Here is a 15,433-nt window from a genome sequence, read left to right on the forward strand (position 1 = left end):
GGAAGAATTGCTGAGATTGCCACGCTCCTTGCAGTCGCTCGCAATGACGGCTTATGACAAAAACTAAACAATACAAACAATAATATGGAAGAAAACTTAAAAAAAACAGGTTATTTATTTGGCGGGAATGCTGTTTTTGTTGAAGAGCTATATAAGCAATATCTAGCCAACCCTGCCTCGGTTGATCAAACTTGGCAAGAATTTTTTGCCGGCATTAAGGATAATAATACTTTACTCAATAAAAGTACGGCAAAAATAATTATCCCTGATGAAATAAAAAAGGAATCGTTAAATAATAATTTATCGTCTGAAGACTTAAATAGTTTAAAAGCTAAGGAAATGATCAATGCTTATCGCAAGCATGCTCACTATTTAGCGAATCTTGATCCGCTTGGTCTTGAGCTACGTAAAACAAAAAATGATTTAAAGCTTAATATAGAAACTTTTGGTCTTGATAGCGGTCAGCTAGAAGAAAATATCAATATTACGGATGAATTTGTCGGTACTTGGAACTGTAAATTATCTGAATTAGTGACCAAGTTCGATAAAGTTTATACAGGTTCTATAGGTGTAGAGTTTGAGCAAATAGAAAATGTAGCAGAAAAAAACTGGTTATATAATAAGCTAGAAAGCGAAGTTACGTTTTCTTCTGAAGACAAAAAAACTATCTTAAATGATTTAGTAGAAGTAGAAGGGTTTGAACAGTATTTACATACAAAATTTCCTGGAGCTAAGCGTTTTTCCATTGAGGGTGGTGATGCTTCTATCGTTGCTATAAGTAAAGCTATAGATTTATCCATGCATCAGGGCGTCTCAGAAATCGTTATCGGTATGGCACATCGAGGGAGATTAAACACTCTAACTAAAGTAGTAGGTAAGCCATATAAAGCCGTTATTGCAGGCTTCATAAGCGGCAGCGTATTTCCTGATGAGCTAAATGTTTCAGGCGATGTAAAATACCATTTAGGCTATTCGTCCGATAGAACTCTAGAGGATAAGAAAATACACTTGTCGCTAGCCGATAACCCTTCACATTTAGAAGCGATAAATCCTATAGTTGCAGGAAAAGTAAGAGCAAAGCAAGATATTCTTGGAGATACTAAACGCAGCAAAGTCAAAGCTATTTTAGTACATGGCGATGCTGCTTTTTGCGGTCAGGGCGTGGTTGCCGAGAGTCTATCAATGTCACCTTTAGCTGCTTATGATATCGGCGGGATATTGCATTTCGTCATTAATAATCAGTTAGGTTTTACTGCTAATGCTGCAGATACTAGAGCTAGTAGATATTCTACGGAGTTTGCTAAAATCATAGCTGCCCCGATTTTACACGTTAACGGTGACGATATAGAAGCAGTGTTAAAAGCCACCAATATTGCGGTAGAATACAGGCAGAAATTCGGTAAGGATGTTGTAGTAGAAATTATTTGTTACCGTAAATATGGGCATAATGAGGGCGATGAGCCGATGTATACTCAAGGCAAGATGTATAACATTATTAAAAACAAACTGACCCCTGGAAATATTTACGCAAATGAGTTAGTAAAAAGCGGTGTAATCGACAATAATTATTTTGCTAAGTTAAAAGAAGAATTTAAAGCAAAACTAGATAAGGAATATAAGCAGGCAAAAAGTTATAAGCAAGAAGCACATTTCTTAGGCGGATTATGGCAAGGTATTTCTCGTACTCGTACACAAGCTACAATAACGGGTATCAGTAAAAAAACATTACACGATTTAGGCACTAAACTATGCGAAATACCGAAAGATTTTGCCGTTAATCCAAAACTTGTAAAACTATTTGAAACTCGAAAAGCCACTCTAACAGCTGATCAACCTATTGATTGGGCGACGGCAGAACAGCTAGCTTTTGCGAGCTTGCTTGCTTCAGGCACAAATATAAGGCTCACCGGACAAGATTCGGGACGCGGTACTTTCTCGCATCGTCATTCAGTATTGCACAACCAAATTGATGGTACTACCTATATACCTCTAAATAATTTATCTAAAGAACAAGCAAAATACGAGGTAGCCGATAGTAATTTATCTGAATATGCGGTGCTTGGTTTTGAGTATGGTTATTCACTCGCAAACCCAAAAAATTTAGTTTTATGGGAAGCACAATTTGGTGATTTTGCTAATGGAGCTCAGATTATTTTTGACCAGTTTATTTCAAGCAGCGAAACTAAATGGCTTCGTATGAGCGGGCTTGTGGTTTTGTTACCTCATGCATTTGAGGGACAAGGACCGGAGCATAGTTCGGCAAGACTTGAGAGGTTCTTACAACTGGCGGCTGAGAATAATATGTATGTTACATACCCTACTACCCCTGCTTCGATTTTCCATCTGCTACGTCGCCAAATACTTGATGATACCCGTAAACCTTTAATCGTAATGTCGCCGAAATCATTATTACGTCATAAATATGCTGTATCTAAATTTGACGAGCTAGGTGAAAATACTACTTTCTTACCGGTTTTAGATGAAGTAACTAAAGTAGATACAAACAATATTACTAAAGTAATTTTATGCAGCGGTAAGGTATATTACGATCTATTTGAAATGCGTGGCAATAACAGTAATATAGCGATTATTAGGCTTGAGCAATTATACCCTTTTGAAAAAAAACTTGTAGCATCGCTATTAAAAAAATATAATAGGACGCAGGAATTTATTTGGTGTCAGGAAGAACCAAAGAATATGGGAACTTGGTGTTATATAGTTTCTCACTTAAACGATGCTTTAAAAGAAGCAGGAATTAATAATGAATTTAAATATGTAGGTAGAGAGGAATCAGCCTCTCCGGCAGTAGGCTCGCTGCAAGCACATAATAAACAGCAAGAGAAACTATTAAGGGCAGCATTGGGAATATGATTCTTAGGGTATTGCCTAATAATCATCATTGCGAGCGACTAAAAGGAGCGTGGTAATCTCAGGAATTTGCCTGAGATTGCTTCGTCGACGCTTATAGCGTCTTCTCGCAATGACGATAAAACTATACAGGGCGATGCTATACAAATATAGGAGTAAAATAAATTATGAGCGTTAAAATTATAGTACCGTCGCTTGGGGAGTCCATAACGGAAGCAACTATTGCCAAATGGTATAAGAAAGAAGGCGATTCGGTTAAAACCGATGAATTACTGTTAGAAATCGAAACCGAAAAAGTGACTTTAGAAGTTAATGCTCCTTGCAATGGTACTATAGGTAAAATATCGAAAACTGACGGTGCAAATGTAGCAGTTGGCGAAGAAATAGGCGAAATAAATGAAGGAGCAGCTGCAAATACTGCCGGTACTAATAATGAATCTGCTAAAGCTCAAGCAGTAACACAACCTACTTCAGAAAAACCTGCCGTGGCTAATAATACTCTTGCTCCTTCTGTACAAAAATTAGTTACCGAAAATAAGCTTGACCTCAATAATATAAAAGGAACAGGTAGAGACGGTAGAATTACCAAAGGTGACGTGCTTGCAACAATAAACACTACGGCTATTTCTGCTCCTGCAATAAGTAAATCTAATGAAGAAAGAGTGCAGCGTGTTCGTATGTCACGCTTGCGTAAAACTATTGCACAGCGTTTAAAAGATTCACAAAATACAGCAGCTATTTTGACTACTTTTAATGAAATCGATATGTCAAAAGTAATTGCTTTGCGTAATCAATATAAAGAAGAGTTTGAGCAAAAGCACGCTGTGAAACTTGGGTTTATGTCTTTCTTTGTTAAAGCAACAATTGAAGCTTTAAAGCTTATTCCGTCGGTAAATGCTGAAATAGATGGCGATGATTTAGTATATAAAAATTACTATGATATAGGTGTAGCTGTCGGAACAGAGCAAGGGCTTGTTGTACCGGTTGTGAGGGATGCCGATAAAATGGGATTTGCCGAAGTGGAGAAAGCTATAGGAATTTTGGCTAAAAAAGCTCGTGAGGGTAAGCTTTCTATTGCTGATTTGTCAGGTGGGACATTCTCGATTTCTAACGGAGGCGTATATGGCTCATTATTATCTACACCGATTATTAATCCTCCTCAATCAGGTATTCTAGGCTTACATAAAACCGAGGAAAGAGCTGTAGTTATAGACGGTAAAATTGAAATACGTCCGATGATGTATATAGCTTTATCTTACGATCATCGTATAATTGACGGGAAAGAAGGAGTATCGTTCTTGGTAAAAATTAAGCAGCTTATTGAGAATCCCGAAAAGTTATTGTTAAATTTGTAAACAATTGTCATTGCGAGTAGCCGTAGGCTGCGTGGCAATCTCATGAAATCATAACCAAACTCCTGAGATTGCTTCGTCAATTACTTCGTAATTTTCCTCACAATGACGTGGTCCCGTTTTTACTCTTTGAAAAAAAAGTAAAATCATTCAAAGAAAGGAAGTATATAATAATGATAAAATGTACTCGTCGTATTGAGTTCGATGCGGGACATAGAATTATAGAACATCAAAATAAATGTCAATTCCTGCACGGTCATCGCTATGTTCTTGAGATCGCTATAGCCGCAAACAAAACCGATAAACTTGGTATGGTAATCGATTTTGGTTTAATTAAGGATTTAGCTAAAAAATGGATTGATGAAAATTTTGATCATAGCTTAATCCTACATCAAGACGATAAGGAAATGGGGCAGCAAATAGAAAATTGTACCGGTCAAAAAATATATTACATGCAAAATAACCCGACTGCAGAAAATATAGCGACGCATTTAAAGAATGAAATTTTTCCTAAACTTTTCGTAAGTCAAAACTTCTTCGTAACGAGCCTCAAACTATATGAAACACCGAATTGTTTTGTTGAGGTTTAGGCATGCAAGATTGCTGTTTAATTTTAACTACTACTAATGATTTGCAAATTGCCGAGAAAATCGCATCTGTTTTGTTAGAATTAAATCTTACTGCCTGCATTCAAATTGACGATGTCAAAAGTTACTTTAGATGGGATGGTAGAGTAACTTTAGAAACTGAATATAGACTTGTAATTAAAACAAAATCTTCTAATTATAATGAAATTGAAAATAAACTCCTTGAAATTCATAATTATGAATTACCGCAAATAATAAAAATAAATATTGACTATGGCTTTCAAAAGTACTTAGAATGGATTAACCACAATAATAAATAAACTTATAGTTGAGCAAATTTAAAAATTAAGTAAGTAAATTATGAAATTATGGCAAAAAGTTACCTTAGGGTTAATCTTAGGTATTATATTTGGTATATACTTACCACAATATGTTAATTATATTAAACCTATCGGTGACATTTTCTTACGTTTGATAAAAATGATCATTACCCCTTTAATTTTCTTCAGTTTGGTTTCCGGTATCACTAGTATGAATGATGATTCTGCCCTTGGTAGAGTAGGAATGAAAGCGGTAGCCGCTTTTTTAGGTACTACTTTTTTTGCCACGGTTTTTGGACTCACTGTTGCCTTAGTATTAAAGCCAGGAGTAGGCGTACATATAGATTTCACCTCTTCAGGAACGACAAGCAGAACTTCATTTAATATAATTGATTTTTTTGTAAATATCGTCCCTGATAATGCTGTTGGGGCTTTTGCAAACGGTGATGTCTTACAAGTTGTATTTTTTGCTATTTTTGTTGGAATTACCTTAAACAAAATGAAATCTATCGGTGAACCTATTACTGATTTAATTCATGTAATGTCAAAATTAATATTAAAAATGATATCGTTTGTTATTCAATTATCCCCTTACGGTGCTTTTGCTTTAACAGGCTGGATTGTAGGCATGCAGGGAGTTGAGGTAATGATTAGTTTATCGAAACTTGTTGTAGCGGTAGTTGTGGCGATGACATTCCAATATTTAGTTTTTGGCTTACTTATCTTTGTATTCTGTCGTGTTTCACCTATACCTTTTTATAAGAAAAGTTTTGAGTATCAGATACTTGCTTTTTCTACTTCAAGCAGTAAGGCAACTCTTGCAACTACTATGCAAGTTTGTCGTGAAAAGCTTGGCATTTCAGAGTCTAGTACTTCGTTCGTACTTCCGATAGGTGCGTCAATTAATATGGACGGCTTTGCTATAAATTTATCTCTTACCACCATATTTTTTACTCAGATGATGGGAGTAACGCTTGCTCCTCACGACTATTTAGTCATTATTCTCACCTCAACACTTGGATCTATCGGTGGTGCCGGTATTCCCGGTGCCTCTTTGATAATGCTTCCTATGGTTCTTTCTTCGGTTCACTTACCTATAGAAGGAGTAGCAATTATTGCTGGTATTGACCGAATACTTGATATGCTACGTACTACTATCAATATTACCGGCGATGCAACAATTACTATGATTATAGATAACAGTGAAGATACTTTAGATAAGGAAGTATATTTATCTTAATGATATTGCTAACTAAGACCAGACATTGTCATTGCGAGCAACTATAAGCATTGTTGTCTGAATTGAAAAATACGTTTTATGTCATTCCCGCGAAAGCAGGAATCCAAGGAAAAGCGAAATTAAAATATAGTTATCAAAAAGAAGATAATAGAATAGAATTTTTACAAGGTGATTCTAATAAAGTAGAGGCAATATTCCCAAAAGAAAAAATATCTGAAATAGTACATCCTATACTTTGAATAGAAGATGCTCATATTAATACTATAGGTATTTTAGCATCATTGAAGATACTAATATTGACTATAATAATGCGTGCTATGATGTTTGGAGGAAAATTTTAGATGAAAAAACTTGTATAGCAAAATTAGAAAATTTAAACAATAAAATCGTTAGATTAACTAGCTGGTTGAAAGAAAACAAAGATTTATATTGAGTAAATACAAAATATGTAAATTATACAAAAGAAATTAAAGATGCCGTAAATAATAATGCAGAAATTATACATATAAAAAATATAGATCAAAAAAATTATAATATAATGACTCCCGATGACGGTGAGGTACGGATTAGCGGAATAGAAGAATTAATTTGTCATATGTATAGAGTAATAGGGATAATTGGTAGTTTGCCTGTATTATATAAAGAAGATAAGAATATTATTAGAGCAGTAGCACCAAGACGTAATTCGCATAATGAACGTAGCTCTCAATCGCCGTATAATGATTGAGATTGGCATGTAGATGCTGCATACCGTCCAAATGACCAAGAAGAGTGATAACTTATCTCCTATAGTTGACTATTTAATTTTGGGGATTGTACATAAAGGACATGAGAATCTACCTATAATATATATTAGCCTTAAAGGTATATTAAATTAATTGAGCTACCAAGATATCTTAATCGGGCTAACAACATTGCAGTCGTAGACTGCATGGCACTCCCCAAAAAATAATAAAAAAAATTCTGTAAATCAGGATTTTTTCTCTTCCTTACTTCGTCAATTGCTATGTAATTTTCTTGCAATGACAGATACAGAACATAAGGCAGAAAATTAAGATAGGTTTTTATCCTAACTTGTGCAGTATAAATAGAAACGCTACAAAAATTTAACGGTGAGAATTGAGAAGTAGTATTCTGCGTCAGAAGCATGTAAAGTTCTATTAGCATCCACCACTATCCAATCTCAAGCTCTTTTCTCTTTGCAATCTTTAATTTTTTGATCCGCTCCATATTCTAATAAAATACGAGTAGGTTCAACATTAAGATATGATGATGCATAATAAGGGAAGTCATTCCGGTTTTAGAATTTTGAACATTAGGATTAACACCTAACTTAAGCAAAAGTTTTATTAAATCAAGATTATTTCTTTCTGCGGCTAGCATCATTCCGGTAATACCGTCTTCATATCTTAAATTAGGACTCATTCCCTGATTAATTATAAAGTTTGGCAATTTCCGGCTTCATAAATCCTATATTTATATGGATTAAATTCATAGGTGCACCACACTTTAATAAAAAATCGGCAATTTTTATATTATTATTCGATATAGCATAATCTAAAGGAGTCCAGCCCAAATAAGTAAAAAAATATTAGATGAGGGATATATGGTTGATTTACTCCATATCCCTCATCTAATATTTTTTTACTTCATCAATATTATCTGCTTTAATAGCATCTGCTATCGGTGTAATTGGATTTCCGACTTTTTGAGCATACTCAACACCATTCACATATATCTTTTTTAAGTTTACATTCCATAACATGAATAGAAGAAATAATAAAAATAATTATAAACTTTAAAATTACTTGAATAATTTTCATATAATCAATCTAGGTACTATGTAGCTATACAGCATTAAACCTTTGTCGGTAAGATAGATATTTTCATCTAGTCTAATTAAGTCTAACGCTTGATAATGCTTAAGATTATTCATATCTAAAATATTCTCTAATTTCGTGTTTAATTTCTGCTCTAATGTAGAAATATTTATACCTTTGCTAATGCGTAAACCCATCATTAGCATTTCTTCAATAATCTCTTGATGTGCTAACTTAGTATTAGTTTGAATACCAACATTTTTTGTTTTAACCGAATCTAACCATTTTTCAGGTTTATGCCACATCATAATTGCCGATACCGAATTTGAGGATTCAATGATTCTACTATGAGCTCCGGGGCCTATACCTAAATAGCTATTATAATTCCAATAAGTTAAATTATGCAAACATTCATGCTCTCTCATAGCATAATTGGATATTTCATATCTAAAATACTTTTTAGATTCTAGATAATGATTCGTCCATTCATACATTTCAGCTGCCGCATCTGAATGCGGCAAAATCAGATTACCCTCCTTAAATAATTTATAACACGGCGTGCCTTTTTCTATAGTCAATTGATAAAGAGAAATATGTGAGGTAGCGAGCTGCATAGCTTGTTTTAATTCTTCTTGCCAGTCTTTTAATGTCTGACCGCTACGTGCATATATTAAATCAAATGACACTCGTAGAAAAATCGTATTTGCCGCCTCAATTGTTTTAATGGCCTGCATACAATCATGAGTTCTACCTAATTTTTTTAAATCGTCTTCTTTTAAGGATTGCACTCCTATTGAAACACGATTAATTCCGGCGGCTTTGAATGCTTTAAATTTTTCAGTTTCAAAGGATGTGGGATTAGTTTCTAGAGTTATCTCGGTTTGATTATCAATAATTGCTAGATTACTGATTTTATTTATTATTCCTTCAACTATTACAGGATTCATTAAAGAGGGAGTACCGCCCCCAAAAAAAATAGATTTTATATATTTATTTTGAATAATATCCTTAAAATATTCAATTTCAGTTTCATAAGATTTAAGCCACTGATTATGATCTATAGTACTTGCTACATGAGAATTAAAATCACAATACGGACATTTTGACAAACAAAAAGGCCAATGAATATAAATACTTAAATCATTAGCCATAACTCTCATATTTTGTATTTTTGCTAGTGCTAGCTTAGGTTTTGTGGACATTTCTAAAAAGATTTAATTTTGGTTATTTTTTGCTACAAATTATAAGATTTTTTTGAAATATGAATAACTATTTCTACAAAAATCTTATTAATTTTCACTAAAAAAGACCTCAAAATAGCAAATCAATTAGCAATGTCTACAAAACCTAGCATTTTCTTTGATTTTATTCAAGGTGTATGATAAAATACTATTCTAATTCAAAGCAAACTTTAAATAAAGCTTTTAATTTAATAGATATTATTAAAATTATGAAAAAAATTACCAACTATTTAATAATTTTTTTATTAACTTTTTATGTTCAAGCTATGGGAAGTAATAATGAACAAATATATAACCCAAAAGACACTAAATTTCTAGAAGAAGCTGAAGCTCTAAAATGGGCAAAAGAGCATACTGATAAAACAGAAAAGGCTTGCCAATCTATGCCTACTTATAAGGTTAGTTAAGAAAGAAATAGAATCTGTTTGCTATGATCAAAGCAACACTCCTTTTGGTGCTATACGTAAAGGTTACGTGTATAATTTTTGGATGGATTATAAAAACCCGCAAGGGTTATGGCGTAGGACATTGGTTGAGAATTACTCGAAAGATAAACCAAATTGGGAAGTTCTAATCGATTTTGATAAATTATCCCAAAAACTCGGTAAAAAAGTAATGTATCGAGATGGGAGTGATTGTTTTCAAAACCCTAATCGTTTCTTAATTACCATGTCATTTGGCGGTAAGGATAAGATGTTTTTTAGAACATGGGATTTAGAGAAAAAAGATTTTGTAAAAAATGGTTTTGAGCCAAAAACAAGTAGCGGGAAATTACTAGAAGGTAAATTTATTGTCCCTACTTGGGTTGATCAAGATACTATTATATTTATCCAGTTTTACATCAAGAGGAAGTGACTGACTCTTTATATCCTAGCTCGCTCTACGTATGGAAGCGAGGAGAACCTATAGAGAAAGCCAAAAAACTATTTGAAATACCAAAGAATTATATACGTTGTATCAGCCAGTAAGCTTTTATCCGATAATATTTCTTCATCTTTAATATTTATATCTGCAGATAAGGATTTTTATAATTACGATAATTATATTTTAGATACTAAAGATGAGAGCTTAAAATTACAAAAAATAAATATGCCATCAGATGCAACACCTGAAGGTTCTTTTAAATAATATGTATTTTGGCTACTGCGTTCCGATTGGCAATTTAAAGATAGTAATATAAAGCAGGTTCACTTGTTGCCATACAATACGCTGATCTTCTAAAAGAAGATGGCGATAAAGCTAGCTTAAAAATATTATTTACCCCAAAGAGAGGGAAGTATTGTATTTTGTAGGAATGACTAAAGATACGGTATTTTTAACTAGCTATGAGAATGTTATTTCAAAAGTAGTAACATTTACATTAGAAAATAATGAATGAGCAAAACCGGTAACTTTACTGTCTTATGAAAATACAATTTTTGGTATATTGTCTGATGATGAGGAGGAAGATGCATTAATTACTATAGAAAATTCTATAGTTCCTCCCACTAGCTATTTATGGGATAAAACTCATGAATTCAAAGTTATTAGAAAGCCTTTATATCCGTTTGATAGCAAAAATTATGTTGTAGATCAAAAGGAATCTACAAGCTCAGATGAAGTTAAAATACCATATTTTATTGTCTATAAAAAAGGTACAAAATTTGATGGTCAGAATCCAACATTACTTGAAGCATACAGCGGTTTTCAAGTAATCAACTCTCCATATTTCTCTCGCATGGAAAATGAAGTATGGGTTAAACATAGCGGGGTTAGTGTTCTTGCTAATATTAGAGGTGGCGGAGAGTTTGGTCCTGAGTGGCATAAGGCGACTCAAGGAATAAAACGTCAAACCGGATTGAATGATTTTATTGCAGTAGCAGAGGATTTAATAAAGCAAAATATTACTAGCCCTGAGTATTTAGGAATTAAAGGAGGAAGTAACGGCGGATTGCTAGTAAGTGTTGCAATGACGCAGCGTCCTGATTTATTTGGAGCTATAGCATGTGAAGTGCCGATACTTGATACGATATAAAGAATTCGGAGCAGGACATTCATGGGTTACAGAATATGGTGATCCAAAGTAGAAGATTTAGTACATATCAAAAAATATGCACCGCTAGAGAATTTATCTTTAACGCAAAAATACCAAGCTGTTTAATTACAGATTCAGTATTAGAGCAGCGTGTACACCCATGACATGGAAGAATTTTTGAGTATGTGCTTGAGAAAAATCCAAATACTAAAACTTACTTTCTAGGAAGTGTATATAGTGGGCATGGTAGTGGTAGTGATTTAAAAGATAGTGCCAATTATTTGATCAATATTTATACATTTTTTGCAAATGCTTTGAAATTAAAAATTAATTAAATTTAATACTAGGTCAATATGTGTTACTTATTATACTACTGGATAGTTAAAAAAAAACATCGATGTCATTTCTGCGAAGACACACAGATGTCAACTGAAGGAAAAGGTCACCCCGTGGCTTGACCACAGGGTCCATATAATTTTAGTATTTTTAACTGGATCCCGCGATCAAGTCGGCATTGTTGCATGGATCGGAAAACCTACTCGATGTCATTCCCGCGTAGGCGGGAATCCAGAAAAATAACTTCAATATTGCTACAGAAGTTATATACTTGATAAAATAACCATACAAACACTTGTTTTTATATGCTTGACTGGATTTCCGCCTTCGCAGGAATGATATAATGTATATATAATATAAATTCAAGAAAACAATTTTCCAATTCCGCTACGTAATAGATTTTTAGGATTCATTTTACTGGCTTTTTTCATTATCTCGCTTATTTGTTTATATTGCTTTAGCAAAATATTTACCTTTTGTACTGTAGTTCCTGCTCCAGCAGCTATACGTTTCCTACGAGAAGCATTAATTATATCGGGATTTTTACGTTCTTTTGGCGTCATAGATAAAATAATTGCTTCTTGATGTTCAATTATTTTACTATTTAATTTTGATTGATCTATTTGATCCATAATTTTACCGCTACCCGGTAACATACTAAGTATACTTCCAAAACCTCCCATTTTTTTTATACTTCTCATTTGCTGAAGATAATCATTTAAATCAAACTTACCCTTTTTTAATTTAGCTGCCGTTTTTTCGGCTTCTTCTCTATCAACGATACTAGCTGCTTTTTCAACAAAAGAGATAACATCACCCATATCCAGTATTCGAGAAGCTAAACGTTCAGCATCGAATTCTTCTAAATCAGTTAGGTTTTCACCGCTACTTAAAAATTTAATCGGCTTTTTAGTAATATATTTTACACTGAGTGCTGCACCACCCTTGGAATCGCCGTCAATTCTAGATAAAATTAATCCTGAAATTGCTAACTTTTCATTAAAACTACTTGCCGTAACTACTGCATCCTGCCCTGTCATACTGTCGATTACTAACAAAGTTTCTGTAGGCTCCACTATCTTTTTTATTGCAAGCGCTTCCTCCATCATAGCTTTATCAATTTGTGTACGACCTGCCGTATCATAAATTACGACATCATAAGCAGAAATTTTAGCCTCGGCAATAGCTCTTTTGACAATATCGAGGGGTTTCTCACCTTGCACAATAGGTAATGAATTAATCTGTACTGAGTTTGCAAGTATAGCGAGTTGCTCCTGTGCGGCCGGTCTGTAAGTATCTAAAGAAACAAGTAAAACTTTCTTATTTTGATTTCTAAGCCGTAAAGCAAGCTTACTACTTGCCGTAGTTTTACCACTCCCTTGCAGCCCTACCATTAGGAAATTTACGGGCGGCTTTGAATTTAAATTTAGCTTTGTCTCACTTTTACTTGAAGCTAAGAGATTGATCATCTCTTCATGGATAATTTTAATTATCATCTGTCCAGGTGAAACAGACTTAATAATCTCCTGCCCTAAAGCTTTCTGTTTAACTTCCGCTATAAAATCTTTTATCACCGGTAATGCAACATCTGACTCTAAAAGAGCCACTCTTATATCCCGCATAGCAGCATCTATTTGGGCTTCCGTCAAAATGCCTGAGCTAACTAGCTTATCAAAAATCTTCGTTAAATTTTGTGTTAAAGTTTTAAACATGCAAATAATTTAATTTATAAAGTTCCTAAAACCTAATATATACTACGAGTAAATGAACAATAGTCAAAATAAAACATAAATTAAATTTATATTCTAGAGGGAAACCGCTTTCTATCTTGAATATCTATTAACTATTTTTTAACAAAAAGGAGTACTCAATATATTTTGTTGTTTTATGGATAACATAGAAAGGAACGTAGTGATATCGTGTTAATTACTAGAAAACTCATTCACCACTAATATATAACTTGTTTTTAAGTCCAAATCATAATCAATGGTATTATATATTAACTTTTTTATGTCGGTAAATTTTTGCAGTAAATATGAAGGGTGTCTATTTGATAGTTTATTAAAAATCTTATTTTCCAAATTTAGAAGTTCAATATTAACATTGGCAGATTTTTTAAGGATTCTATTCATTAATAATAATAAATTATCAATAAAATCTAGCCATAATTCTCGGTCTTTAGTAGTAAAGCGATTAATAAAATCTAACGTTTGGTTATCTGCTATCGACTGAATAAATTCGGAATATAATTCGTTTTTAGTATGATGGATAGATGATCTAACATTAATTTTAAAACATCTGGATCTAATTGTAGAAATAATACTTGCAGCTCTTGAAGTAATTAAAAAAATGTAACTATTCTTTGGTGCATCTTCAAGAATTTTTAAGCATGAATTCGCTGCATTCAAAGTCATAAGATCCGCCGAATAAATTATTGCAACTTTATAACCTGAAATTGCAGAAGTTTTACTTAAGAAGTCTTGTAATTTTCTTATTTGTTCAATAGAAATATTTTTAGCATTAGATGTAGCTGAAGTTTCCCTAGCGATGAAATGATAATCAGGATTGTTTTCAAGAGGAATGCTATTCTTAAAAAGCTTAATATATATAAACTCTTCTAAATCTTTTAAAGCTTGCTCTATATTTTCGGCTTCGATAAGCCAACTATTGTATAGCTTATTATGTTTTAAGTTAAACTCTAGGCGTTCAATTATCAATGGTTGTAATATCATTATGAATTGTACTTAAGAAGTATTCTATATCATTCCGGCTTTTGCAGAGCATTATTGCATGAACCGGTTTTTCTAGTGTCACCCCGCAAGCGTGTAACGGGGTTCGGAAATTATTAGTACTGTAAATACGTTACTTCTTTTAATTACAAGCTTCTTTCATTTTTCTTCCGGCTCTAAAAGTAGGTTGATTGTAAGCATCTATTTTCATTTTTGCTCCGGTTTTTGGGTTACGACCCTCACGTGCTTTTCTATGATGTATTTCAAATGAACCGAAACCTGTTATATTAATATTATGGTGGCTCTTTATAGCACTAATCACACTATCGAGAACTAAATTCAGTGCTTTCTCGGCCTCAGCTTTTGTTAATGTTTTATGTGAAGCATGTTTATGACCATGGTCGGTCATAAATGCTATAAATTCGGTTTTATTCATTTTTTTTGATTCTTTTTTGTTATGTGTACTCATAATAAAATCAATTCTCCTTTGATAGGTTAATATGTATTGACGTTTTTTTATAAAACAATATATACAACTGGCAATAATATACATCAATATATTTTTTATGTGAGTTAATTATAACAAACTACCCACATACTGCAAATGCCAGTTATTTACAAAGTTTAAAATATATACGTTATTATATTAATTTATAGAAAAATGTAGCCATTTTACATCAGTTATACTGTTAAAACTATCTTAATCAAGTAATTAAAGTGAAAATTTATCATTAAAACCCTAATTTATTGTCAGTAGTAAATTACAAAAACTAATTTTCTACTCTATAAAAAATTATAAGTTTTTTAATAAAAAACAATATATACTTAATTTACATAAAAAGTGCCGTCTTTCACCCTTTATATAGAATATTTCTAACCGAATAGCAGATTATGTAATAATTCGCTATTCACATTAAGAATAAAAT

Annotated in this window: 11 protein-coding genes and 2 pseudogenes; 8 read left to right on the forward strand and 5 right to left on the reverse strand. The window is 32.9% G+C overall.

Annotation, left to right across the window (positions count from 1 at the left end):
• Nucleotides 1–84 precede the first annotated feature (84 nt).
• From GCO76_RS03785 to GCO76_RS03815, 7 genes are all read left to right on the forward strand, one after another.
• Nucleotides 85–2,871 (forward strand): 2-oxoglutarate dehydrogenase E1 component, encoded by a 2,787-nt coding sequence (locus tag GCO76_RS03785; RefSeq protein WP_410956214.1) that lies wholly within the window; start codon nt 85–87, stop codon nt 2,869–2,871.
• A 164-nt stretch (nt 2,872–3,035) separates the two neighbouring features.
• Nucleotides 3,036–4,223 carry a 2-oxoglutarate dehydrogenase complex dihydrolipoyllysine-residue succinyltransferase gene (odhB, locus tag GCO76_RS03790; protein ID WP_410956215.1) on the forward strand — a complete coding sequence of 396 codons (1,188 nt, stop codon included), beginning with the start codon at nt 3,036–3,038 and terminating at the stop codon, nt 4,221–4,223.
• 170 nt (nt 4,224–4,393) lie between these two features.
• The gene (locus GCO76_RS03795) at nt 4,394–4,810 is read left to right on the forward strand and encodes a 6-pyruvoyl trahydropterin synthase family protein (RefSeq protein ID WP_004996555.1); all 417 of its coding nucleotides are present in this window, start codon (nt 4,394–4,396) and stop codon (nt 4,808–4,810) included.
• A 2-nt stretch (nt 4,811–4,812) separates the two neighbouring features.
• Nucleotides 4,813–5,127 (forward strand): divalent-cation tolerance protein CutA, encoded by a 315-nt coding sequence (cutA, locus tag GCO76_RS03800; protein ID WP_014013932.1) that lies wholly within the window; start codon nt 4,813–4,815, stop codon nt 5,125–5,127.
• A 40-nt stretch (nt 5,128–5,167) separates the two neighbouring features.
• Nucleotides 5,168–6,367, forward strand: a complete 1,200-nt coding sequence (locus GCO76_RS03805; protein WP_410956216.1) for a dicarboxylate/amino acid:cation symporter — start codon at nt 5,168–5,170, stop codon at nt 6,365–6,367.
• 53 nt (nt 6,368–6,420) lie between these two features.
• Nucleotides 6,421–6,606, forward strand: a complete 186-nt coding sequence (locus GCO76_RS03810) for a hypothetical protein (protein WP_410956217.1) — start codon at nt 6,421–6,423, stop codon at nt 6,604–6,606.
• A 299-nt stretch (nt 6,607–6,905) separates the two neighbouring features.
• Nucleotides 6,906–7,094 (forward strand): hypothetical protein, encoded by a 189-nt coding sequence (locus tag GCO76_RS03815; protein WP_410956218.1) that lies wholly within the window; start codon nt 6,906–6,908, stop codon nt 7,092–7,094.
• Between the two features lie 506 nt (nt 7,095–7,600).
• Here the strand turns inward: GCO76_RS03815 and GCO76_RS03820 are convergent.
• Nucleotides 7,601–7,943 (reverse strand): annotated as a pseudogene (locus tag GCO76_RS03820) (ankyrin repeat domain-containing protein).
• Between the two features lie 243 nt (nt 7,944–8,186).
• A complete protein-coding gene (hemW, locus tag GCO76_RS03825) occupies nt 8,187–9,389 on the reverse strand; it encodes a radical SAM family heme chaperone HemW (RefSeq protein ID WP_410956219.1) in 1,203 nt (400 codons plus the stop codon).
• 248 nt (nt 9,390–9,637) lie between these two features.
• On the opposite strand from hemW, the pseudogene GCO76_RS03830 reads away from it, so the two are divergent.
• Nucleotides 9,638–11,777 (forward strand): annotated as a pseudogene (locus GCO76_RS03830) (prolyl oligopeptidase family serine peptidase).
• A 363-nt stretch (nt 11,778–12,140) separates the two neighbouring features.
• On the opposite strand, the gene ffh reads toward GCO76_RS03830, so the two are convergent.
• The 3 genes from ffh to GCO76_RS03845 form a co-directional block, all read right to left on the reverse strand.
• Entirely contained in the window at nt 12,141–13,490 is a 1,350-nt protein-coding gene (gene ffh, locus GCO76_RS03835; protein WP_410956220.1) for a signal recognition particle protein, read from the reverse strand.
• A 210-nt stretch (nt 13,491–13,700) separates the two neighbouring features.
• Nucleotides 13,701–14,510 carry a DNA polymerase III subunit delta' gene (locus GCO76_RS03840; RefSeq protein WP_410956221.1) on the reverse strand — a complete coding sequence of 270 codons (810 nt, stop codon included), beginning with the start codon at nt 14,508–14,510 and terminating at the stop codon, nt 13,701–13,703.
• A gap of 139 nt (nt 14,511–14,649) precedes the next feature.
• On the reverse strand, nt 14,650–14,976 hold the full coding sequence (locus tag GCO76_RS03845; RefSeq protein ID WP_410956222.1) for an HU family DNA-binding protein: 327 nt from the start codon (nt 14,974–14,976) through the stop codon (nt 14,650–14,652).
• Between the last annotated feature and the right edge of the window lie 457 nt (nt 14,977–15,433).

Source organism: Rickettsia koreansis (assembly GCF_046532895.1).
Taxonomy (GTDB): domain Bacteria; phylum Pseudomonadota; class Alphaproteobacteria; order Rickettsiales; family Rickettsiaceae; genus Rickettsia; species Rickettsia rickettsii.